The sequence below is a fragment of the Nitrobacter winogradskyi Nb-255 genome (assembly GCF_000012725.1).
Taxonomy (GTDB): domain Bacteria; phylum Pseudomonadota; class Alphaproteobacteria; order Rhizobiales; family Xanthobacteraceae; genus Nitrobacter; species Nitrobacter winogradskyi.
This window is the reverse complement of the sequence record NC_007406.1, coordinates 666,764-689,202: the sequence shown is the minus strand read 5'-3', so window position 1 is coordinate 689,202 and position 22,439 is coordinate 666,764. Positions and strand designations below refer to the sequence as shown.

Sequence of the window (22,439 nt, the reverse complement as noted above, 5' to 3'; positions counted from 1 at the left end):
GGGATACGACTTTAGGAAAACGCCGGGATGCCGGTGATGGCGCGGCCTAGCACCAGCGCATGGACGTCGTGGGTGCCTTCATACGTATTGACGGCCTCAAGGTTCGCGGCGTGGCGCATCACATGATATTCGATCTGAATCCCGTTGCCGCCGTGCATATCGCGCGCGGCCCGCGCGATATCGAGCGCCTTGCCGCAATTGTTGCGCTTGATGATGGAGATCATTTCCGGCGTCATCCTGCCCTCGTCCATCAACCGTCCGATGCGCAAGGTAGCTTGAAGCCCAAGCGCGATATCGGTCTGCATGTCCGCGAGCTTCTTCTGCACCAGTTGCGCCGCCGCCAGCGGGCGGCCGAACTGCTTTCGTTCGAGCACGTACGTCCGCGCGCGGTGCATGCAGTCTTCCGCCGCGCCCATCACGCCCCACGAAATGCCGTAGCGCGCGCGGTTCAGGCAACCGAACGGGCCTTTCAGTCCGGATACGTTCGGCAGCAGGTTCTCCTCCGGCACCACGACGCCATCCATCACGATCTCGCCGGTGACCGACGCCCGCAGGCTGAGCTTGCCGCCGATCTTCGGAGCGGAGAGGCCCTTCATTCCCTTTTCGAGCACGAAGCCGCGGATCTGGTTGTCATGCGCCGCCGACCTTGCCCAGACTACGAACAAATCCGCGATCGGCGCGTTGGAGATCCACGTCTTCGAACCGGTCAGCCGATAGCCGTCCGACACTTTCTCAGCGCGGCTTTTCATGCCGCCGGGATCAGAACCGGCGTCCGGTTCGGTCAGTCCGAAACAGCCGACCCATTCCCCGGTCGCGAGCCGGGGAAGATACTTCTTGCGCTGATTCTCGTCGCCATAGGCATAGATCGGATACATCACCAGCGAGGACTGCACCGAATTCATCGAGCGATAACCGGAGTCCACGCGCTCGATCTCGCGCGCGACGAGGCCATAAGCGACGTAGCTGGCATCCGCGCAGCCATACTCCTGCGGAAGGGTGATGCCGTTCAGACCAAGCTCGCCCATCTCATTGAAGATCTCGCGGTCGGTCTTCTCGTCCTGATAGGCTTTAACGATGCGTGGCAGCAGCTTGTCCTGCGCATAGGCCCGCGCGGTGTCGCGGATCATGCGCTCGTCTTCGGTCAACTGATCGTCCAGCCTGAACGGATCATCCCATTGGAAACTGACCGGCGCGGGCTTGTCCTTGCTCTGCGGACGAACACTCATGACAATCCCTTCACGCCGTTCCGGATACCGATGTCGGCAAGGTCACGATCGATGAAAGTATATCCGTAATCCAACGCTGCAGCCACCGTCAGGTTTCAAGGTGTTCGTTCGAAACGATCTCGATGCCGAAACCGGAAAGTCCCTTGTAGTCATACGCCGACGATGTCAGATGCCGGATCGACGTCACCCCGAGATCGCGCAGGATCTGCGCGCCGACGCCGACCTCCCGCCATTGCCTGTTGCGATCGGCTTCCGCTGAACCTTCTTCGGGAAGCGGTGCCACCGGCACTCCCGCGGCGCCGTCCCTCAGATAGACCAGCACGCCACGGCCGTCCCTCCTGAAGTGTTCGAGCACATTCTCCATGCGCTTCGGCCCGGCGAAGATATCGCGCACGATGTTGGATTTGTGGAAACGGGTCAGGACATTCCTGCCGTCGCCGATGCCGTTATAGACGAACGCGACGTGCGCTATGGAATCGAACGGCGAGCGATAGGCATAGCCCTGCAGCGGCCCTATCGGGCTGTCGATTGCAAATTCCGAGACCCGTTCGATCAGCTTCTCGCGCGCCTGACGGTACGCGATGATATCGGCGATGGTCACATGCCTGAGCCCATGCGCGTCAGCGAACCGGGCCACCTGCTCGCCCTTCATCACCGTACCGTCGTCGTTCATCAGTTCGCTGATGACGCCGACCGGCGGCAGGCTCGCCAGCCTGCAAAGATCGACCGCCGCTTCGGTATGGCCCGCGCGCAGCAGCACGCCGCCGTTGCGCGCGATCAGAGGGAAGATGTGGCCGGGCCTCGCGAAGTCGCTGGCGCCGGAATTGGGATTGGCGAGCGCACGGCAGCAGGAGGCCCGCTCTTCGGCGGAAATGCCGGTGCCGCCGTCCGGCTTGTAGTCGATCGAGACGGTGAAGGCCGTGGTATGGTTGGACTCGTTATGCGCGACCATCGGATCGAGCCGCAGCCGCTGCGCGTCGTCCATGGTGATCGGCGCGCAAACGATGCCGGACGTGTGCCGGATGACGAACGCCATCTTCTCCGCGGTGCAGAGCGAGGCCGCGACGATCAGGTCGCCCTCCCCCTCGCGATCCTCGTCGTCGGTAACGACCACGATTTCGCCGTTGGCAAAGGCCTGGAGGATTTCCGGTATCGGATGGGGCATGGTCCGCGCGTTCCCGTTTGACGGAAGCTCGTATGACGCAGAGCGGGCGGCGGCGCAACCGAGGCGCTCCGCAAAAGCGGTCGCACCACCATGCCATCATATATATGATCCGGCAGGGTGAACCCCGCGCCTGGATCAGCTAAGGCAGCACCTCCCGCCGCCCTTCCAGGAGAGCGTCGGTCTCTGCGCGCTTGTCGGCCAGCAGTCCGTTTTCCGCAGCCTCGATCGCCGCGAACAATTCCTGCGCATCGGTCAGGCGGGTGAGCGTCACGTAATCCGCGCCGGCGGCATATTGATCCTCGACGTCCGATAACCGGTCCGCCCTCGAGATGATCTTCGCGGTCGGGTTCAGCGCGCGGACGTGACGGACGAGCTTTTCATTATTGGCGCCCTTGAGCAGCGAATCCGGCACGCTCAGAATGATGATCTCGGCTCTGCCGACCCCGGCATGGACCAGCGTATCCACATTGCTGATGTCGCCGTAAGTGACTTGCAGGCCGCGGGCGGAGAGGGTCTTGAACACCAGCGGATTGAAGTCGACCACCCCGATCTGGTCCAGCATCGCCTCGTCCCGGCGTTCGATCTCGTTCAGCAGCGCGCTGGCGGCCCGGAAGAATCCAAGAATGACAATGCGTCGCGGCTCGCCATGAGCCCCTGCGCCATGCCCCCCCTCGCCTGCCTGGAGGCGATCGAGATCCCGAAAGCCGAGCCGCTTCAGAAACCTGATGGCCTGCCGCGAGAGCTGATCGCTCCGGCCGATGGCGAACGTGCTCAGCACCGCCAGCACCACGAACGCGAACGACGCCGCGCTCGCCGTCTCGCTCTGGATGTGACCTGCAATCAGTCCGGTTTGAATCACGACGAGCGAGAACTCGCTGATCTGCGCCAGATTGATGGCCGGCAGCAGGCTGGCGCGCAGTCCCTGTCTCATCAGGTACAGGGGCAGGAAGGTGGTGGCGAGACGGCTCGCCACGGTGAAGGCCGCGATCATCAGCGCGAGCCCGATCACCGATCCGTTCGGAATCGGAATGGTCATGCCCAGCGCGACGAAGAACAGCGTGATGAAGAAGTCGCGCAGCGTCGTCACCTTGGCTGTGACATCGAGCGCGTAGGGGAAGGTCGAGAGCGAGACCCCGGCCACCAGCGAGCCCATCTCGCGGGACAGATGCAACCGTTCAGCGATTTCGCCGATCAGGAAGCACCACGCCAGCGCGCCCAGCAGCACCAGTTCGGGCCGGCGCGCGATCTGATGAAACAGGAAAGGCAGGACATAGCGGCTGACGATCAGCGCGGTCGCGACCAGCGTGGCGACCCGCGCGATCGAGAGCAGGACAATGGACATGTGAAGATCGTCGAGACTGGGCTGGACCGCCAGGAACAGGATCGCGAAGACGTCCTGCAGCACCAGCACGCCGAGCGTGACGCGGCCCGGCAGCGTATCGAGTTCATGCTTTTCGTAAAGCACCTTGACGATGATGACCGTACTCGAGAGCGCACACGCGACGCAGAGATAGAGCGCGTCGAACCCGCCGGACGGCAGACCGATCATCACGAAGAACAGCGCGCCGAGAATGCAGCCCCCGAGCAACTGGCCGCCGCCGGCGATCAGGATCACCGGCCCCGCGCGCATGATCTTCTTCAGGTCGATTTCCAGGCCGATCATGAACAGCATGAAGATCAGGCCGAGTTCGGAAATGGTCCGGATCGATTCCTGCGATTTGACCAATCCCATTCCGAACGGGCCGATGAAGAACCCGGCCAGCAGATAGGCCAGGATCAGCGGCTGCCGGGAAAAATGCGCGGCCAGCCCGAGACCCCAGGCAAACAGGATGCAAAGCGTGATGTCGCCGATGAGTTGGTGCATTCCTCTCAGCCGCTCGCATATCTCGAACGCTCAGGCAAGCTGCGTCGTCACAGCCGACTTCGCCGGGCCTGCAACACTACATGTGAGAAGGAATGGTAGCGAGGGAGGGACTCGAACCCCCGACCCCAGGATTATGATTCCCGTGCTCTAACCAGCTGAGCTACCTCGCCACAATGTTCACAATCGACGACGCCGTGAACGCGCGGCATATAAAAAGCCGCTTACGGGCGTGTCAAGCAAAGCCGCGGGATATGCCGGTTTATCGAATGGATCAGGCTTATTTCGGCCGCGCGGCAGGATCGCCGCCGGGAGTGCCGGGCGGCGGAATCACCGGCGTATTGCCGCCTTCCGGGGTCGGCGCGCGAATCTCCGGATCGATCCCCGGAGGTGGGCACAGAACGCCATCGGACTTCGCCAGCTTGTCGCCCAGCGGCTGCTTGCGCTCGCCCGCCGTTCCGTTCCGTTCCGCGCGGGTGCATCGTGAGGAGCGCATTTCGGAGAATTCGGCGAAGGTGGCGGCGTCGCCGTCGTACCGGGCGGAGTGGCCACCGACGGCGGGGCCTGCGCGAACGCAACATCGGCGAACGCCACGAAAGCCATCAACAGGGAAAGATTTCTCATCCGCATGGAGCGGCAACGAATCGCGGCAGCGGAGGTTCCGACGCCGTCAGAATTTGCGGTAGCGGATCAGCGAAAAATGTCCGAGCGGTCGCATCAGGCGACGTTCCGACAGCGTAACGCCGCCATGTTTCGCGGCCCAGTTCACCAGGCGGGCCCACGGGAACTCCGGACGCCAGCCAAGCCGCCGGGCCAACGGCGCGAAGGCCAGTTCGAACACGCGGCGCGGCCCGCCTTCGGCGCCGATATGATTGACCAGGATCAGTTCTCCGCCCGGCTTCAGCACGCGGACGAAATCGTCAAGCGTCGCTTCGGGATCCGGCACCGCGGTGATGACGAACTGCGCCACCACCGCGTCAAAAAAGGAATCGGGAAACGCGAGATTCTTGGCATCCATCACCGCCAGCGTTTCGACGTTGGTGAGGTTCAGCGAACGCACCCGTTGCTGTGCCTTGCGCAGCATCGGCTCGGAAAGATCCACGCCATACAATTTCGTCGTGGAGGCATAATCCGACAACGACAGTCCTGTGCCGACGCCGACATCGAGGATGCGCCCGCCGATCGCATTGGCGATTTCGATCGTGGACTGACGGCCGGGATCGAAGACCTTGCCGAACACCAGATCATATACCGGAGCCCACAGGCCATAGGCCCTGGCGACGCCCGCGCGGTCGATGTCGTTAGCCATGCTTCCCGTGCGTCCCGGATACCTACCCGCGCAACTCGGCGGCGAAAGATTGTGCCAGCGTGCCGCTCTGAGCCGCGGCTTCGTTGGCGCGCTGCGCCATGGCGCGCGCGATGAATCCGCCGCCGAGCACGCGAGACTGCCCTTCCGCCCCATCATAGAAGACACAGGCCTGACCGGGCGATACGCCCTCCTCGCCGGCGACGAGTTCGACCTCGTAGCGGCCGTCGACGACGCGCAGCCATGCCGGCTGGGGTCTGCGAGTCGAGCGCACCCGCACGAACAGCTCAAGCCCGGCGCCGATCGCGCGATCGAGCGCGCCATCGCCGATCCAGTTGACGTCGCGCAGGACGATACGATGCATCTTGAGCGCCTCGCGCGGCCCCACCACCACGCGCCGGTTCGCGGCATCGAGACTGAGAACGTAAAGCGGCGCGCCGGAAGCGATGCCGAGCCCGCGGCGCTGTCCCACCGTGAAATGCACGATACCCTCGTGGTGGCCGATGACATGCCCGTCGAGATCGACGATATCGCCTGATACCATCGCGTTCGGCTTCAACCGGCTGATGATATCGGTGTAGCGGCCGGTCGGCACGAAGCAGATATCCTGGCTGTCATGTTTGTCGGCGACCGATAGACCGAAGCGGCGCGCCAGTTCGCGGGTCTGCTGCTTGGTCATATCGCCGAGCGGAAAGCGCAGAAAATCGAGCTGCTCCCTCGTGGTGGCGAACAGGAAATAGCTCTGGTCGCGGTCAGTGTCCGCCGCGCAGAGCAGCGCGCGCGATCCATCGGCCAAACGGCGCGAGGAGACGTAATGACCCGTCGCCAGCGCAGCCGCGCCAAGCTCGCGCGCGGTGGCCAGCAGATCGCGGAATTTGACCTGCCGGTTGCATTCGATGCAAGGCACCGGCGTCTCGCCCGACGCATAGCTGTCCGCGAAATTCTCGATCACGGTTTCGCGGAAGCGGCTTTCGTAATCCAGCACATAGTGCGGGACGCCAAGCCGCGCCGCCACGTTTCGCGCGTCATGAATGTCCTGGCCGGCGCAGCAGGCGCCCTTGCGGTGGGTCGCGGCGCCATGATCGTAAAGCTGCAGGGTTATCCCGACGACGTCGTACCCTTCCGACTTCAACAGCGCGGCCGTCACCGACGAATCGACGCCGCCCGACATGGCGACCACGACCCGGGTGTCCTGAGGACGACCTTCCAAATCCAGACTGTTGAGCATTGATCCCGTCAATTCATGAGACCGCGCAAGATCACATCCGCCTTGCGAATCGGAAACCTTTCAGTGTTCAGGAGCGGATTCCGCTCCGTCCAAGCCAACCGAAAGACCAGCCTTTAATATAGTCCGTATTCCTGCGAGGCAATCACGGCCAGACGACGACCGCGAACGGCAAATCTTGCCGCCGGGCAGAAAGAAAGCAGTCCGGATCGGAGGATTCAACCCCATCCGGTTCTATAACTCATTGGTTGTCATCATTATTTTCTCTCCCGCAACATGGCCCGGTCCTTGCTGCTTGCCTCGACGACTCTATCAGCAAGAGGTTGGCTGTGCGTAGCGTGACGACGGAACCCACCGCCAGTGTGTCTTTACAAAGCGCGCCACCGAGTTCTCAGCGCGGCGACCGGCCGTTCGGCGATGCTTTCGGAACCCTGGTCGATGCCAGCATGCAAGGTTCGGATGTCGCGGTCGTGCAGCCGGGGAATTCGCGTGATCCGCTCAATGCACGTCCATCTGTTCCCCGAAACTTCCAAGCATCGTCCGCCCCGCCGCCTCAGTCAAATCCCGTGGAAACCGGCAGGGATATCCGGCAATCCTCCGTGCGCGCGGAACGACCGAGCGCCGCAGCCCCCCACGAGCCCAAACACGACGATCCCGAAATCGCTCCGACCGGAAATGCTTTCGACCCTCCACAGGAGGTTTCGGACACGGCCGACCCCGGCGCTTCACCGGAGACGATGGCAACCCCGCCTGCGGTGGTCGTGCCGGTTGCGACGCCTGTCGTGGTAATCCCCGCCGATCCGGGACCCGACGCCGCGGAAGCGCCACTGGCGCAGCAGACCGGGACGACGGAGACATCGCCCGCGAATGCCGGCATCGACCCGACCCTCGCGACGGATACCGAAGCCGTCGCCGCGGCGGTCCTTCAAGAGATGCCCGATACCAGTCAGGCGCTGCGGACCGTCATGCAGACCGAAGGCGCCTTGGCGGCGGCGGTCGCAACAGCAGCGCCCGGCACCGCGAAGGCAGCCGGGACGCTCGACCGTGCGCCGCCGGGCGGAACAACGGCATCGGTCAGCACGGGGATCCAGCCCGAACCGGATATGCCGGCCTTGCCGGCGCAGCCGGCGGCAGGCGGCGATCCCGTCCCGCCGCACGACGCCGCTCTCGCCGATCACAGGCATGATGCCGCCGAGAGCGCGAAGAACGCTGCGTCCGAGACCGCCACGTTCTCCACGCAAACGGCGACCAGCGCGCCGCATCCCGCCCGCGCTCCGGACGCCGCGGCTGCGCAGCCGCAATCAGGTCAGGTCGAGGGTTTGGACATCAACGGTGCTCTTGCGCAGCCGCAGACCACATCCAACGCCACAACCCCGGCGACGCCGCAGTACAATGTCGCGATGGCCACCGGCGCGGCCGTGCCGCTGAACGGGCTTGCGGTCCAGATCGCCGTCACGGCCCTGAGCGGCAGGAGCCGCTTCGAAATCCGGCTGGACCCCGCCGACCTCGGCCGCATCGATGTCCGTCTCGACGTCGATCGCCAGGGCCGGGTGACCTCGCATCTGACGGTGGAGAAGCCGGAAACGCTTGCGATGTTGCGGCAGGATGCGCCGCACCTCCAGCGGGCGCTACAGGACGCCGGCCTGAGGACGAGCGACGGCGGCCTTCAGTTCAGCCTGCGGGATCAATCCTCCCAGGAGCACGACGCGCGTGACGGCGCCGGCCGTCATAACCGCCATCTGGTCGTGACGGAGGAGGATATCCCGGTCGCAGCAGCCGGACGGGATTATGGCCGGATCCTCGGATCGAATCGCGGCCTCGACATCAGGGTTTAAGGAGACGGAGATGACGACGTCAGTGGGTTCTGCGGTTCAGCAGGTGGTGTCCGGCGCAACGGCGCAGCCTGCCTCCTCCGCCGCTTCATCGGCAACATCCAGCACCGGTACGCTGGCCGGCAACTTCCAGACTTTTCTTACGCTGCTGACGACGCAATTGCAGAACCAGAATCCGCTCGACCCGCTGGATACCAATCAGTTCACCCAACAACTCGTCCAGTTCGCAGGCGTCGAGCAGCAACTGAAGACCAACGACCAGCTTTCGAACCTGGTCTCACTGCAGCAGACCACGCAGGCCACCCAGGCGCTCGACTTCGTCGGCAAGAACGCCGTGATCGACGGCGGCACCGCAACCATGGCCAACAATGCGGTCACGTGGCATCTCGGTATTCCGACCGCCTCCACTCTCACGATCAACATCGCGAGCAGCACGGGCCAGAATGTCTTCTCCGGTTCTTACGGCGTCGATGCGGGCGACGATCAGGCATTCTCCTGGAACGGCCTCGGCAATGACGGCACCCAATGGCCCGACGGCCAATACACGTTGACCGCGACGGCTGTCGATGCGTCGGGAAACCCGGTCGGGGTCTCGACCCAGATTAAAGGCCAGGTCAATTCCGTCGATCTGACCCAGTCACCTCCGTTGCTGTCGATCAGCGGCCAGACCTACACCATCAACCAGATCAGGCGCATCGTGAATTGACGGCGGGTGGCTGACGGCGGTCCATTCATCCTCCTATCCGGGCGATCCGGCACGCGGCCAGGCGCCGCGTGCGGAACGGCATTTCAAAGGAGAATCGTATTGAAGCCCTGAACTTAGGCAAATTTTAAGCCGCGGGGCGTAGGTTCGTCGGCGAGTTCAATGGTTTAGAGTTTGTGAGTACGCCATGACAGAACCTCACCGCCCGAGGGTGAAATACGTTATCGGACCCGACGGCAGTCCCCTAACGATCGCGGACCTGCCGGCGCCCGGGACCAAACGCTGGGTCATCCGCCGCAAGGCCGAAGTCGTCGCCGCGGTACGCGGCGGACTCCTCTCGCTGGAGGAAGCCTGCAGCCGCTACACACTGACCGTCGATGAATTCCTGTCGTGGCAGTTCTCGATCGACCAGCATGGCCTTGCCGGGCTGCGCACCACCCGCATTCAGCAGTATCGCCAGTAGGGCTTCTCCTCAGGATGCTTCGCATTCAGAACCGGCATTCATTCGAATGCCGGTTCTTTTGTTTTGCAATTTCGTCACGGGTCTTAACCACCGTTAACCATATCGAAACCATACCGTAGGCAATATTTGCCGAGCCGGTCTTCCAGGACCGGGTCCAAGGGGCTGGTTCGTTGCAAGGTCTGCTGGCATTTCTGAAAGGCCTGGGAGCATCCCGGCTGATGGCGATGGTCGCGGTCACCGCCGTGCTGATCGGTTTCTTCGCGTTCGTCATCATGCGCGTGACGACGCCGCAGATGACGACTCTCTTCACCGATCTCAGCGTCGAGGACTCCTCCGGCATCATCAAGGACCTCGAACGCCAGGCCATTCCCTTCGAGCTTCGTAACGACGGCGCCGTGATCATGGTGCCGAAGGACAAGGTGACGCGGCTGCGGATGAAGCTCGCCGAGGCGGGCCTGCCCAAGGGCGGCGGCGTCGGCTATGAGATTTTCGACAAGTCGGATGCGCTCGGCACCACCAGCTTCGTCCAGAACATCAATCGGCTGCGCGCGCTGGAAGGCGAACTCGCGCGCACCATCCGCGCCATCGACCGCGTTCAGGACGCCCGCGTCCATCTGGTGCTGCCCGAGCGGCCGCTCTTCACGCGCGAAGCGCCCCAGCCTTCGGCTTCGATCGTCCTGCGCGTCCGGGGCGGCCTCGAACCGCAGCAGATTCGCGCCATCCGCCATCTCGTCGCCTCCGCCGTCAACGGACTGAAGCCGCAGCGGGTCTCCATCGTGGACGAAACCGGCCAGTTGCTTGCCGACGGCTCGGCGACCGATGCCGACGGCGTGTCCGGAGACGAGCGACGCGCCGCATTCGAAAAGCGCATGCGCAGTCAGGTCGAGGCGATCGTATCGTCGGTGGTCGGAAACGGCCGCGCCCGCGTCCAGCTCTCCGCCGACTTCGATTACAACAAGATCACCCAGACCTCGGACAAGTTCGATCCGGAAGGACGGGTGCTGCGATCCAGCCAGACCCGCGAGGAATCCTCCCTGACGGCCGACAATAACGGCCAGGTCACGGTCAACAACGAACTGCCCGGTAATCAGCCGTCGGACAATCCGAACACCGCGCGCGACCAGAGCAAGAAGAGCGAGGAAACCAACAACTACGAGATTTCCCGGACCACCAAGACCGAGGTGACCGAAGCAGGCCGCGTCAACCGCATTTCGGTCGCCGTTCTCGTCGACGGCGCCTATGCCAGGAACGACAAAGGCCAGATGGTCTACGAGGAACGCAGCCAGGAACAGCTCGACCGCATCGCAACGCTGGTGCGCTCGGCGATCGGTTTCGATCAGAAGCGCGGCGACCAGGTCGAGGTCGTCAACCTCAAATTCGCCGAGCCGCCCGTTGTCGTGCCGCTCGCCGAGCCGACCGGATGGCTGGGAATGATGACGCTGACGAAGGACGACGTGATGTATGTCTTCGAGCTCGGGGTCATGGCGCTGCTTGGCCTCGTGGTGACGTTCATGGTGATCCGCCCGCTGGTCCAGCGCATCCTGGCCGCCGAGCCGGCCACGCCCAGCGCGCAACCGGCCGCCGCGCTCCCGGTTCCGGCCGACGCCAGCGCTCAACCCACGGAAACCGGGCAAAATCTCATCCCCGGCAGCAACGCCACCGCGCAACTGATCGACGTTGCCCAGGTGCAGGGGCAGGTCCATGCGCAGTCGGTGCACCGGGTCGGTGAACTGGCGGAGCGCAACCCGGCCGAAACCGCTTCCATCATCCGCCAATGGCTCGCCGAACCCGCGTAACCCGACATGACCGTCCCGCAAACCACCACCAACCAGAACGCCAACGACATCAACAGCGTCGTCGCCTCGCTTGCGAGCCGGCAAGGCGCCCGGCCCAGGTCCAAGCCGATGAGCGGGCCGCAACGGGCGGCCGTGATGATGCTGGCGCTGGGTGAACAGTACGGCGGCAAGGTGTGGGCCATGCTGGACGATGACGAGGTGCGCGATCTGTCGCTGGCCATGTCGACCCTCGGCACGGTCGAGGCCGATGTGGTCGAGGACCTGCTGCTTGAATTCGTGTCGCGGATGTCGGCGTCGGGAGCGCTGATGGGTAATTTCGATGCGACCGAGCGGCTTCTGAATCAATACCTCCCCGCCGAACGCGTGAGCGGCATCATGGATGAGATCCGGGGCCCTGCCGGTCGCAACATGTGGGAGAAGCTGTCGAACGTTCAGGAGGAGGTTCTCGCGAACTATCTCAAGAACGAATATCCGCAAACCATCGCGGTGGTGCTGTCGAAGCTGAAGCCCGAACATGCCGCGCGGGTGCTGGCCATCCTCCCCGAGGACATGGCGCTCGATGTGGTCGGCCGCATGCTCAGGATGGAAGCGGTGCAGAAGGAAGTGATCGAGCGCGTCGAACAGACGCTGCGCAGCGAATTCATGTCCAACCTGTCACAGACCCGCCGCCGCGATGCTCACGAGGTGATGGCGGAAATCTTCAACAACTTCGACCGCCAGACCGAGACCCGCTTCATCACCGCGCTGGAAGACGAAAACCGCGAAGCCGCCGAACGCATCAAGGCGCTGATGTTCACCTTCGACGATCTGGTGAAGCTCGATGCCGGCTCGGCGCAAACCCTGATGCGGCACGTCGACAAGGACAAGCTCGGCATTGCGCTGAAGAGCGCCAACGAAGAGGTCCGCGCCTTCTTCATGGGCAACATGTCGACGCGCGCCGCCAAGATGCTTATGGACGACATGGCGGCGCTTGGCCCGGTGCGGCTGCGCGACGTCGATGAGGCGCAGGCGCTGCTCGTCAATCTCGCCAAGGACCTCGCGGCCAAGGGCGAGATCATGCTCTCGAAAAACCGCGCCGACGACGAGTTGGTCTACTGATGGGCGCTCCGGCGAAATTCCTGTTCGATACGGACTTCTCGGCTCCTCATAAGTCGAGGGAGCGGGCGCCGACGGCTCTTGAGATTTCGCAGAGGATCGCTGCCGCCGAGGCGGCGGCCTATCAAAAGGGCTTCGATGCCGCGCAGCGCGAAGCCAGGGTGCAGAGCGATCGCCGCATGGCGGCGGCGATGGAGGGCATCGCCGCAAACATCAAGGCTGTCGCCGAACAATTCGCAGGCATCGAAGCGCGAATGGAGACCGAAGCGGTCGATGTCGCGGTTGCGGTCGCGCGCAAGCTGTGCGGCGCACTGATCTCGGCCGAGCCATCGGCTGATATCATCGCGCTGGTCCGCGACAGTGTCCGGCATCTGGTGTCGACGCCGCACCTCGTGGTCCGGATCAACGATCAACTCTACGACGCGGCGCGCGATCAGATCGAGCGCCTGGCCAAGCAAACCGGGTTTACCGGACAACTCGTCATCCTCGCCGAGCCCGACGTCGCGACCGGCGATTGCAGGATCGAATGGGCCGACGGAGGGATCGTGCTGGAACGGGCTGATATCGACACCCGGATCGACGAACTGGTGCGAGGCTACATGGCGTCGCGCAAACCGAACAGTACTGAAGGCATGGTAGCGAACAATGAGCGATAACGACACCCAGGTTCCGCTTCCCGACCTCAACGCCGCCGACGCGCCGTCGATCGACGACGTCGGATACAGCGAGGACGAGCAGGTCTCGCGGGTCGCCTCCGACCTCGAGGCGGTGTTCGACGTGCCCGTCCAGGTATCCGCCGTGCTAGGCCGCTCCAGGATGGATGTCGGCGCGCTGCTCAAGCTCGGGCCCGGCAGCGTTCTGGAACTCGACAGGCGGGTCGGGGAAGCCATCGATATCTACGTCAACAACCGGCTCGTGGCGCGCGGCGAGGTGGTTCTCGTGGAAGACAAGCTCGGCGTGACCATGACTGAAATCATCAAGGCCGAGAAAGCCTGAACGCCAGCGCTACGGGCACGGGAATATTAACAGGAGCAGATCATGCGGCTTCTCATTGTTGGCTCCTTGAAAGGCCAGCTCACGACCGCCACCAAGATCGCCATGGATAATGGCGCCTCCGTCACCCACGCAGAGAGCAACGAACAGGCGATGGCGGTGGTGCGCGGCGGCAAGGGCGCCGATCTCCTGCTGGTGGATGTCGGTCTCGATATCCGCGACCTCGTGCTCCGGCTCGAGGCGGAGCATATCCACGTTCCGATCGTGGCCTGCGGCATCGTCAGCGATGCGCGCGCGGCGGTCGCGGCGATCCACGCCGGTGCCAAGGAATACATCCCGCTGCCGCCGGACCCGGAACTGATCGCCGCGGTCCTCGCCGCGGTGGCGAACGATTCCCGCGATCTGGTCTACCGCGACGAGGCGATGGCCAGGGTCATCAAGCTGGCGCAGCAGATCGCAGGCTCCGACGCTTCTGTCATGATCACCGGCGAATCCGGGACCGGAAAGGAAGTCCTGGCGCGCCATGTTCACGCGCGCTCGAACCGGGCCAAACGGCCGTTCATCTCGATCAACTGCGCGGCGATCCCCGAGCACCTGCTGGAATCCGAACTGTTCGGCCATGAGAAAGGCGCGTTCACCGGGGCCATCGCGCGCCGGATCGGCAAATTCGAGGAGGCCAGCGGCGGCACGCTGCTGCTCGACGAAATATCCGAAATGGACGTCCGGCTTCAGTCAAAGCTGCTGCGCGCGATCCAGGAACGGGTGATCGACCGGGTCGGCGGCGCCCGGCCGGTGCCGGTGGATATCCGCATCATCGCGACCTCCAACCGCAACCTTGCGGACGCCGTGCGGCAGGGCACCTTCCGCGAGGATCTGCTGTTCCGCCTCAATGTCGTCAACCTGAAGATACCGCCGCTCCGCGAGCGTCCCGCGGACATTATCGAACTGGCGCAGCATTTCATCAGGAAATATGCCGCGGCCAACGGCGTGCCGGCACGCCCGCTTTCGGCGGACGCGCGGCGCGTGCTGAGCGCCAACCGCTGGCAGGGTAATGTCCGCGAGCTGGAAAACACCATCCACCGCGCGGTGCTGATGGCCAATGGCGACGAAATCGGCGCCGACGCCATCCTGACGCCGGAGGGCGACCGTCTCGATCTCATCAGGACCGCGCCGGCCGTGGCCCATGCCACGCTCGCCGCGGAGCAGGTGACGCGCGCGCTGGTCGGCCGCACCGTCGCCAATGTCGAGCGCGACCTGATCCTTGAAACGCTGAAGCATTGCCTCGGCAACCGGACTCATGCCGCCAACATCCTCGGCATCTCGATCCGCACCCTGCGCAACAAGCTGAACGAATACGCCGACGACGGCATCGCGATCACGCCCGCCGGTAACAGCGACCACCGCGCATTCATAGCGACGGCCTGACAATCCGAATGCAGAGCAGGGCAAGGCGCCTTGCGCTCGCTCCGCGAATGGTTAGCTTTCGAAGATCGCGAGTCGCGGCATCGCCCCGCCGGCTCCCCCACGCTTCGAGATCATGACCTCCTTCACGCCGCATCAGGATACAGCGCTGAAAGCCGTCGCCGACTGGCTCAAAGCCAAACCCGGCAGGAACGGCACGCCCGCCGTCTTTCGCCTGTTCGGCTATGCCGGAACCGGCAAGACCACGCTGGCGCGTCATATCGCTGACGGCGTCGATGGAGAGGTCAAGTTCGCGGCTTTCACCGGCAAGGCCGCGCTGGTGATGCGCAACAAGGGCTGCGGGGGCGCATCGACGATTCATTCGCTGATCTACCGCACCCGCGAATCCGGCGAGGAGCAGCCGAGCTTCGAACTGTGGGACGACGCGCCCGCCTCGAAGGCCAGGCTGATCGTGATCGACGAATGCTCGATGGTCGATGCGGAGCTGGGCCGCGACCTGATGTCGTTCGACTGTCCTCTGCTCGTGCTGGGCGATCCCGCGCAATTGCCGCCGATCCAGGGCGCCGGCTTCTTCACCAACGCCTCCCCGGACGCGATGCTCACCGAGGTGCACCGGCAGGCGAAGGACGACCCGATCGTGCGCATGTCCATGGATGTACGCGAGGGCCGCGAGCTCGACATCGGCCGCTACGGCGAAAGCGAGGTGGTGCCGCGCAGCGAACTCGATCCCGCGCGCGTGATGGATGCCGATCAGGTGCTCGTCGGGCGCAACAACACCCGTCGCGCCTACAACATGCGGATGCGGCAACGGCAGAACATCGAGGATCCGCTGCCGGTGGCGGGCGACAAGCTGGTCTGTCTGCGCAACAACCGCAAGAAGGCGCTCTTTAACGGCGGACTGTGGCGTGTGAAGGCGCGCGCTGTCTCAAGGTCAAAGATCATCACGATGCGGCTGTCGCCCGATGAGGAGTTTGCGCACAAGGTAACGAAGGTCTCGGTACGACAGGACTGCTTCGCCGGAGGCATCGAGGATATTCCGTGGGAGCAGCGCAAACCTTACGACGAGTTCGACTACGGCTACGTCCTGACGGTGCATAAATCGCAGGGGTCGCAATGGGACGACGTCGTTCTGTTCGACGAGAGCTTCGCATTTCAGGACAGCCGCGCGCGATGGCTGTACACGGGCATCACACGCGCGGCAAAGCGGCTGAGCGTCGTGGTGTAACGGTTCATCCGGACAGCACGGCCGCATCGCGCACGATCCACGCAAGCCGTCGCGGAGAATTCGCTCGAACGGGCCAGCTTGCCTTCATGCCATCATCGAACTAAGAAAATGAACCGTAAGGCGATCTTCGGGCACTAACACAATGCAATGATCGGTCACATGAAATTACGGACCCCGAGGCACCCCGGAGCCCCGCCGGCTTGTAACGTCACGAGCATGTGACGCTTAACATCACGAGCATGTGACACTTTGAGCACGTGACATTCTGAACAAATCCCTTCGAGTCATGTCTCGGCCATAATACCCACCGTTGAGGAGCTTGAATGATGCGATCGAAAATTCTGTTGACGGCCCTGTTCGCCGGTTCCGTTGCGCTCACGTTTTCCGTTCCGGCGACCGCGGCACCGCTCATGGCTCAATCAGGCGTGAGCACGGCTGGTCCGTCCTCGATCGAAACCGTTCAGTATTATCGTCGCGGGTACTATGGCCCTGGGTATTATGGTCGGGGTTACGGAGGGGGCGCCGGAGCGTTGATCGGCGGCCTGGCGGCTGGCGCCATTGTCGGCGGCGCGATTGCAGCCGGTCAGGCCAATGCTGCTGCGGCGGCGCAACAGAACATGGCCTATTGCGCGCAGCGCTTCCGTTCCTACGACCCCAGGTCCGGAACCTATCTCGGCACGGACGGCTATCGTCACCCCTGCCCATAACGCCGCGATTCGAGGGAAAAAGCAGTCGCTTCTGATTCAATCAGGAGCGACCTCTTTTTGATCAGGCGCCTTTTCTTCTGGAGAACAGGTGCCCGTCCCAGGGTCAAGCCCGAGGATGTCATGCCTTGCTCGAAAATGCGATATCGCCGCTCGCGTCCGAGTGATCTGCCGCGGAGCCAACCGGCTCCGCGTTTTTCTTGCGTGTTTGTCCTGAGGACGGACGTCGCGATTCAGGCGCTCGCCTTTGATCGAACCGATCGATCGATCGCGGCAAGAGCCTGATCAAGATCGGCGATCAGATCAGCGGCATCCTCCAGTCCGATCGAAAGCCGGATAAGACCGCTGGTGATCCCGGCGGCCTTGCGCGCCTCGTCCGACATTCCGGCATGGGTCATCGTGGCCGGGTGAGCCACCAGGCTCTCGGTGCCGCCGAGCGATTCCGCGAAACAGAAAAGCCGCACCGCCTCGACGAAGCGGCCAGCTTCCACCTCGCCTCCTTTCAGTTCGAAACTGAGCATCGCGCCAAAGCCGGATTGCTGGGCTTTGGCGACGGCATGCCCCGGATGCGACGGCAGCCCCGGATAGTGACAGGCGGCGACAAGAGGATGAGAAAGGAGAAACTCGGCAACTGCTTGCGCATTGCGTTGCTGGCACTCCACGCGGGGAAACAGCGTGCGGATGCCTCGAAGCGCCAGGAAGGAATCGAACGGCGCTCCCGTCGTGCCAACGATATTGGCCCAGGTCTCCAACGCCTCAACGTCAGCGGGATCGGCTGCGATCACGGCGCCGCCGACGATGTCCGAATGGCCGTTGAGATACTTCGTGGTTGAATGAATGACGAAATCGGCGCCCAGCGCGATCGGCCGCTGCAACGCGGGCGACAGAAAGGTATTGTCAACGGCAACCTTGGCGCCGACCGTTCTCGCCTGAGCGACAATCGCCCGGATATCGACGATGCGCATCAGGGGATTGCTCGGGGTCTCGATCAGGACGAGCCTGGGCTTTTCCTTCAAGGCGGACGCCAGCGCCGCCTGATCGTTCTGATCAACAAAGCGCACCTTGAAGTGACCCCGGTCACGGCGGTTCAGAAGCAGACGGTGAGTGCCGCCGTAACAATCATGCGGCACGATCACGATATCGTCGCTCGAGAGTTGCGACAGCACCAGATCGATCGCCGCCATGCCCGAGGACACCACCACCGCGCCCGCCCCACCCTCGAGCTTGGCGAGGGTATCCGCCAGCAGCGTCCGCGTGGGATTACTGGTGCGGGTATAATCGTGCGGACCCTTGCGCCCGAATCCGGGCCAGGTGAAAGTGCTCGACAGACAGATCGGCGGCGTCACCGCTCCGAAAGTATCTTCCGCCGCGATGCCGTTTGCGGCCGCGACAGTTCTCGGATTCATGGATTCGGACATAACGTTCGTGGACTTTCGATGAAAATGCGAGGACCCGCGACGATTCCGTTCAGGATATCACGGCCGGCCGGTCTCGGCCTATTTAAAGCACTTCCGTCGAAACACAACGATTCCGGAACGCCGGCGCAGTTCGCGGCGCATGGATCACAAAGAGTGTGCGTCGTTATAGGACAGCGCTATCTTCTCGCTTCGAGAACAAAAGCCGGTTCGCGGAAACCAGTCACAGGCCCCAGCTCAATCGTTGAAGAACCGCCCTTCCTTGACCTCGACGACATAGCCGGCGCGAATGGCGAAATCGCCGAAGTGCTCGCCGGGCTTGCGGTCGCGGGCATAATGGCCGAGCGTCTTGTCGAGCGCCTCCAGAATCGCGGGCTCCCCGACATTCTCCAGATACATCTTGTTGAGCCGCTCGCCGTGGAAGCCGCCGCCGAGATAGAGATTGTACTTGCCGGGCGCGCGGCCGGTGAGGCCGATCTCGGCGATATAGGGACGCGCGCAGCCGTTGGGGCATCCGGTCATCCGGATGGTGATCGGGTCGTCCGTCAGTCCGTAAGTGTTGAGAATCGCCTCGATCTTGGTGAGGAGATCCGGGAGATAGCGCTCGCTTTCGGCCATCGCCAGACCGCATGTCGGCAGCGCGACGCAGGCCATCGAGTTGAGGCGCAAGCCGCTGCGGGTCTCAAATTGATCGAGCCCGTATTCCTTCATCAGCGCCTCGATTTCGGGCCGATCCCTGGAGGCGATGTCGGCAATGATGAGATTCTGGTTCGGCGTGACGCGGAACATACCCTTGTGGACCTGCGCGATGGCCCGCAAGCCATCCATCATCGGATGGTCCGGCGTATTGATCACGCGGCCGTTCTGGATGAACAGGGCGCAATGCTCGCGACCATCCTCGCCCTTGACCCAGCCGAGCGGATCACCGTTCGAGGTGAAGGTGTAGGGCTGCTCGGGCTTGAGTGCGAAACCGAGACGGCGTTCGGTTTCCGCCTTGATCCAGTCGATGCCCTTTTCGTCGATGGTGTACTTGAAGCGAGCGTGCAAGCGGTCGAGACGGTCGCCGTAATCGCGCTGGACCGACATCACCGCGTCGATTGTCGGAAACAGCTTGTCCGCGTCGATATAGCCGATCACGCTGGCCAGTCGCGGATAGGTCTTCGGCGACTGATCGGTCCGGCCAAGGCCGCCGCCGATGGCGACGTTGAAGCCCTTCAGCTTGCCGCGATGCGCGATGGCGATGAAGCCGAGATCCTGGCCGTAGACGTCGATATCGTTGCTGGGCGGAATCGCGAAGCCGATCTTGAACTTCCGCGGCATATAGGTGCGTCCGTAGAAAGGCTCCTCCGGCCCATCGGTTTGCTCGCGCTCGGCTTCGTACCAGATTTCCTTGTAGGCGCCGGTCCTGTGCACCGCATGGTCGCTCGCTCGCTTGGCGAGCGCATAAACCTCGGCGTGCAGCTTCGACAGGTCCGGATTGACGGTGCTCATGACGCCACGGGTGTCGTCGCCGCAGGCCGCCCTGGTGTCGAGCAGGATATCGCGCAGCCCCTGGATCAGGCTGCGCAGGTTGTGCTTCATAACGCGATGGAACTGGAACGTCTGGCGCGTGGTCAGCCGCAGCGTGTCGCCCGCGTAGTTGCGCGCCAGCTCGTCGAGTTTCAGCCACTGGCCGGGACTGCACACGCCGCCCGGCAGCCGCACCCGCACCATGAACGAGAACGCCGCCTCCAGCTTCTGACGCCGTCGCTCGTCGCGGATATCCCGGTCATCCTGCTGATAAATTCCGAAGAACTTCATCAGCTTGGCGTCGTTCGCCGTCACCGCCGACGTGATCTCGTCGGCCAGACTCTGCTTGATCGTGCCACGCAGATAGTCGCTGTTGGCCTTCAGCGTTTCATCCGGTCCGAGCTTGTCGAGCGGCTGGGAGACATCGCGGCTGCGATCGGGTTGTGTCTTTGCGTCCACCAAACTGGCCTCAATAAACGTCGAGCCGATAACGGCGATCACGCTGCAGCGCCGAGAGATAGGCGCCCGCCTCCTCGCGATCGAGGCCGCCATGTTCGGCGACGATCTCGGTCAACGCCGCGTGAACGTCAGGCGCCATGTGGGCGCTGTCGCCGCAGACGTAGACATACGCGCCTTCCTCGAGCCATGCGTAAACATCACGGCCCTGGCGGCGCAGGCGATCCTGCACATAGGTCTTGGGCGCGGCATCCCGCGAGAACGCCAGATCGAGCCGGCTCAGCACGCCATTCTTGAGCAGTTCCTGCCACTCGACCTGATAGAGGAAGTCGCTGCGGAAATTGCGTTCGCCGAAAAACAGCCATGACCGGCCGGATGCGCCGCTGGCTTCACGCTCCTGCATGAAAGCACGATACGGCGCGACGCCGGTGCCCGCGCCGATCATCAGGATCGGCACATCGTCATCCGGCAGATGGAAGTGATCGTTGGACTGGATGTAGACCGGAACCGTGGCGTCCGCCTCGGTACGCGCGGCAAGATAGCCGGATGCGACGCCGGTGCGCGGCAGGTCGTGCAGCGTATAGCGCACCGTGCTGACCGTAAGATGCGCCTCGTCCGGGGCGGCGGCAAGGCTCGAAGCGATCGAATAAAGCCGCGGCTGCAACGGCCTGAGACCCGCGACGAGCCGCGCGGCATCGATGCCGGGGGCCGGAAAACGGCCGATGACATCCAGAATGTGATAGTTGTGCTGGAAGGCCGCGCGCGCCTCCTTCTGATCGGGCGCGCGCAACGCCTGCAGTTCATCGGAGCCCGTGAGTTCGGACCAAAGATCCAGAAAGCGCGGCGTGAGCGCCGTGATCTCGAATGTGCCGCTCAGCGCCTCACCAAGGCTTATCGTACCCTGCTTCACCGTGACAGGAGCGTCGGCGGACAGCGACAGTTTCTCAAGTATGGCTTCCACCAGCGCCGGATCGTTACGCGGCACCACGCCGAGCGCATCGCCGGGCTGATAGGTCAAACCCGAATCCGCCAGCGACAACTCGATATGGCGCGTTTCCTTGGTCGATCCGCGTCCCGTCAGCACGATATTGTCGATGACCGCGGCCTGAAACGGATTCTTTTTATCGAATGTCGCAGGCGACGGCGCACCGCTCCGCATCGTCGCCGCCGATGCACCCGGAGCGGAGGCAGGCGCCTGCGCGGCCGGCGCAAGCTTGGTGACGACCGATGCGATCCACGCATCGGCGGCATCCTCGTAATCGACATCGCAGTCGACACGATCGGCGAGCCGTTGCGCCCCCAGTTCTTCGAGCCGCCGGTCGACCCGCTTGCCCGCCTCGCAGTATTTCTCGTAGGTCGAATCGCCCAGCGCCAGCACCGCGTAACGCAGTTGCGGCAGCTTGGGAGCCTTGCGGCTCTCCAGAAATTCAAAGAAACCGACGGCGGTCTGCGGGGCATCGCCCTCGCCGTGAGTGCTGGTGATGACGAGCAGATCCTGCTCGTCCTTGAGGCCGCGCGTCTTGTACTCAGCCATATCGGCGAGACGCGCCTGGATTCCCTGGGCCGCGGCCTTTTCGACCAGCGCTTTAGCGAGGGTCTTGCTGTTTCCGGTCTCGCTTGCGAACAGGACCGTCAGGAGCCGCGTCGCAGCAGCGCCGTCGGCGCCGACCTGCGAAGGCGGTGCAAGCTCCACGATTTCCGTGGCCGCAGCGCCAGCCCGGGCCCGATGGCTGAGACCCGCGAAATAGCCGCTGATCCAGATCGCCTGTTCATGACTGAGAGACGTCGCGAGCTGGTTGACCTGCGTCCACTGATCCGTCGTGAGTGCTGAACCTGGAAATTCCAATTTTGTCATCGCAAGCAAAACCTCGGGAGCGAACTGCCGGCCGCCGCGATTGACACTTCACAGGTCTGGTCGAGACGCCGCACGAAATGGAAAGCCTCTGCATCCGTTTCGACAATTCGGCCCTTTGAATAGGGCTGGTTCGCCAAAGAAAACAAGCATTATTGAGAACAAAGAATAATACCCTTCCATGAGCGGCC

The 22,439-nt window shown here is 63.4% G+C and carries 18 protein-coding genes, 1 tRNA gene and 1 pseudogene; 10 read left to right on the top strand and 10 right to left on the bottom strand.

Going from position 1 to position 22,439, the window contains the following annotated elements:
• Positions 1-11: 11 nt before the first annotated feature.
• The 7 genes and pseudogenes from NWI_RS03170 to mnmA all read right to left on the bottom strand — a co-directional run bounded on the left by NWI_RS03170 (position 12) and on the right by mnmA (position 6,786).
• The gene (locus NWI_RS03170) at positions 12-1,226 is read right to left on the bottom strand and encodes an acyl-CoA dehydrogenase (protein ID WP_011313935.1); all 1,215 of its coding nucleotides are present in this window, start codon (positions 1,224-1,226) and stop codon (positions 12-14) included.
• Between the two features lie 88 nt (positions 1,227-1,314).
• Positions 1,315-2,391 (bottom strand): 3,4-dihydroxy-2-butanone-4-phosphate synthase, encoded by a 1,077-nt coding sequence (gene ribB / locus NWI_RS03165; RefSeq protein WP_011313934.1) that lies wholly within the window; start codon positions 2,389-2,391, stop codon positions 1,315-1,317.
• Between the two features lie 139 nt (positions 2,392-2,530).
• Positions 2,531-4,255: a cation:proton antiporter gene (locus tag NWI_RS03160; protein WP_011313933.1), complete on the bottom strand. Its 1,725-nt coding sequence runs from the start codon at positions 4,253-4,255 to the stop codon at positions 2,531-2,533.
• A gap of 93 nt (positions 4,256-4,348) precedes the next feature.
• A tRNA-Met gene (locus NWI_RS03155) sits at positions 4,349-4,425 on the bottom strand.
• A 107-nt stretch (positions 4,426-4,532) separates the two neighbouring features.
• Positions 4,533-4,882, bottom strand: a pseudogene (locus NWI_RS03150) (hypothetical protein).
• A gap of 40 nt (positions 4,883-4,922) precedes the next feature.
• The gene (locus NWI_RS03145; RefSeq protein WP_011313931.1) at positions 4,923-5,561 is read right to left on the bottom strand and encodes a class I SAM-dependent methyltransferase; all 639 of its coding nucleotides are present in this window, start codon (positions 5,559-5,561) and stop codon (positions 4,923-4,925) included.
• A 22-nt stretch (positions 5,562-5,583) separates the two neighbouring features.
• Positions 5,584-6,786, bottom strand: a complete 1,203-nt coding sequence (mnmA, locus tag NWI_RS03140; RefSeq protein WP_011313930.1) for a tRNA 2-thiouridine(34) synthase MnmA — start codon at positions 6,784-6,786, stop codon at positions 5,584-5,586.
• Between the two features lie 734 nt (positions 6,787-7,520).
• Between mnmA and NWI_RS03135 the strand changes: the two genes are divergently transcribed.
• The 10 genes from NWI_RS03135 to NWI_RS03090 all read left to right on the top strand — a co-directional run bounded on the left by NWI_RS03135 (position 7,521) and on the right by NWI_RS03090 (position 17,019).
• The gene (locus tag NWI_RS03135; protein ID WP_244374958.1) at positions 7,521-8,618 is read left to right on the top strand and encodes a flagellar hook-length control protein FliK; all 1,098 of its coding nucleotides are present in this window, start codon (positions 7,521-7,523) and stop codon (positions 8,616-8,618) included.
• A gap of 10 nt (positions 8,619-8,628) precedes the next feature.
• A complete protein-coding gene (locus NWI_RS03130) occupies positions 8,629-9,321 on the top strand; it encodes a flagellar hook assembly protein FlgD (protein ID WP_011313928.1) in 693 nt (230 codons plus the stop codon).
• 184 nt (positions 9,322-9,505) lie between these two features.
• On the top strand, positions 9,506-9,781 hold the full coding sequence (locus NWI_RS03125; RefSeq protein ID WP_002714638.1) for a DUF1153 domain-containing protein: 276 nt from the start codon (positions 9,506-9,508) through the stop codon (positions 9,779-9,781).
• 170 nt (positions 9,782-9,951) lie between these two features.
• On the top strand, positions 9,952-11,577 hold the full coding sequence (gene fliF / locus NWI_RS03120) for a flagellar basal-body MS-ring/collar protein FliF (RefSeq protein WP_011313927.1): 1,626 nt from the start codon (positions 9,952-9,954) through the stop codon (positions 11,575-11,577).
• Between the two features lie 6 nt (positions 11,578-11,583).
• Positions 11,584-12,675, top strand: coding sequence for a flagellar motor switch protein FliG (fliG, locus tag NWI_RS03115; RefSeq protein ID WP_011313926.1), 1,092 nt, complete (start codon positions 11,584-11,586; stop codon positions 12,673-12,675).
• Positions 12,675-13,328, top strand: coding sequence for a FliH/SctL family protein (locus tag NWI_RS03110; protein ID WP_011313925.1), 654 nt, complete (start codon positions 12,675-12,677; stop codon positions 13,326-13,328). Before fliG ends, NWI_RS03110 begins: the two co-directional genes overlap by 1 nt.
• Positions 13,318-13,668 (top strand): flagellar motor switch protein FliN, encoded by a 351-nt coding sequence (gene fliN, locus NWI_RS03105; RefSeq protein ID WP_011313924.1) that lies wholly within the window; start codon positions 13,318-13,320, stop codon positions 13,666-13,668. Before NWI_RS03110 ends, fliN begins: the two co-directional genes overlap by 11 nt.
• Before the next feature lie 42 nt (positions 13,669-13,710).
• Positions 13,711-15,090: a sigma-54-dependent transcriptional regulator FlbD gene (locus tag NWI_RS03100; RefSeq protein ID WP_011313923.1), complete on the top strand. Its 1,380-nt coding sequence runs from the start codon at positions 13,711-13,713 to the stop codon at positions 15,088-15,090.
• Between the two features lie 112 nt (positions 15,091-15,202).
• Entirely contained in the window at positions 15,203-16,312 is a 1,110-nt protein-coding gene (locus tag NWI_RS03095) for an ATP-dependent DNA helicase (RefSeq protein WP_011313922.1), read from the top strand.
• Positions 16,313-16,635: 323 nt separating this feature from the next.
• On the top strand, positions 16,636-17,019 hold the full coding sequence (locus NWI_RS03090) for a BA14K family protein (protein WP_011313921.1): 384 nt from the start codon (positions 16,636-16,638) through the stop codon (positions 17,017-17,019).
• A gap of 230 nt (positions 17,020-17,249) precedes the next feature.
• Here NWI_RS03090 and metB read toward each other — a convergent pair whose 3' ends face one another.
• From metB to NWI_RS03075, 3 genes are all read right to left on the bottom strand, one after another.
• Entirely contained in the window at positions 17,250-18,434 is a 1,185-nt protein-coding gene (metB, locus tag NWI_RS03085; protein ID WP_011313920.1) for a cystathionine gamma-synthase, read from the bottom strand.
• Between the two features lie 234 nt (positions 18,435-18,668).
• Entirely contained in the window at positions 18,669-20,399 is a 1,731-nt protein-coding gene (locus NWI_RS03080) for an NADPH-dependent assimilatory sulfite reductase hemoprotein subunit (RefSeq protein WP_011313919.1), read from the bottom strand.
• A gap of 10 nt (positions 20,400-20,409) precedes the next feature.
• The gene (locus NWI_RS03075; RefSeq protein WP_011313918.1) at positions 20,410-22,251 is read right to left on the bottom strand and encodes an assimilatory sulfite reductase (NADPH) flavoprotein subunit; all 1,842 of its coding nucleotides are present in this window, start codon (positions 22,249-22,251) and stop codon (positions 20,410-20,412) included.
• Positions 22,252-22,439 lie beyond the last annotated feature (188 nt).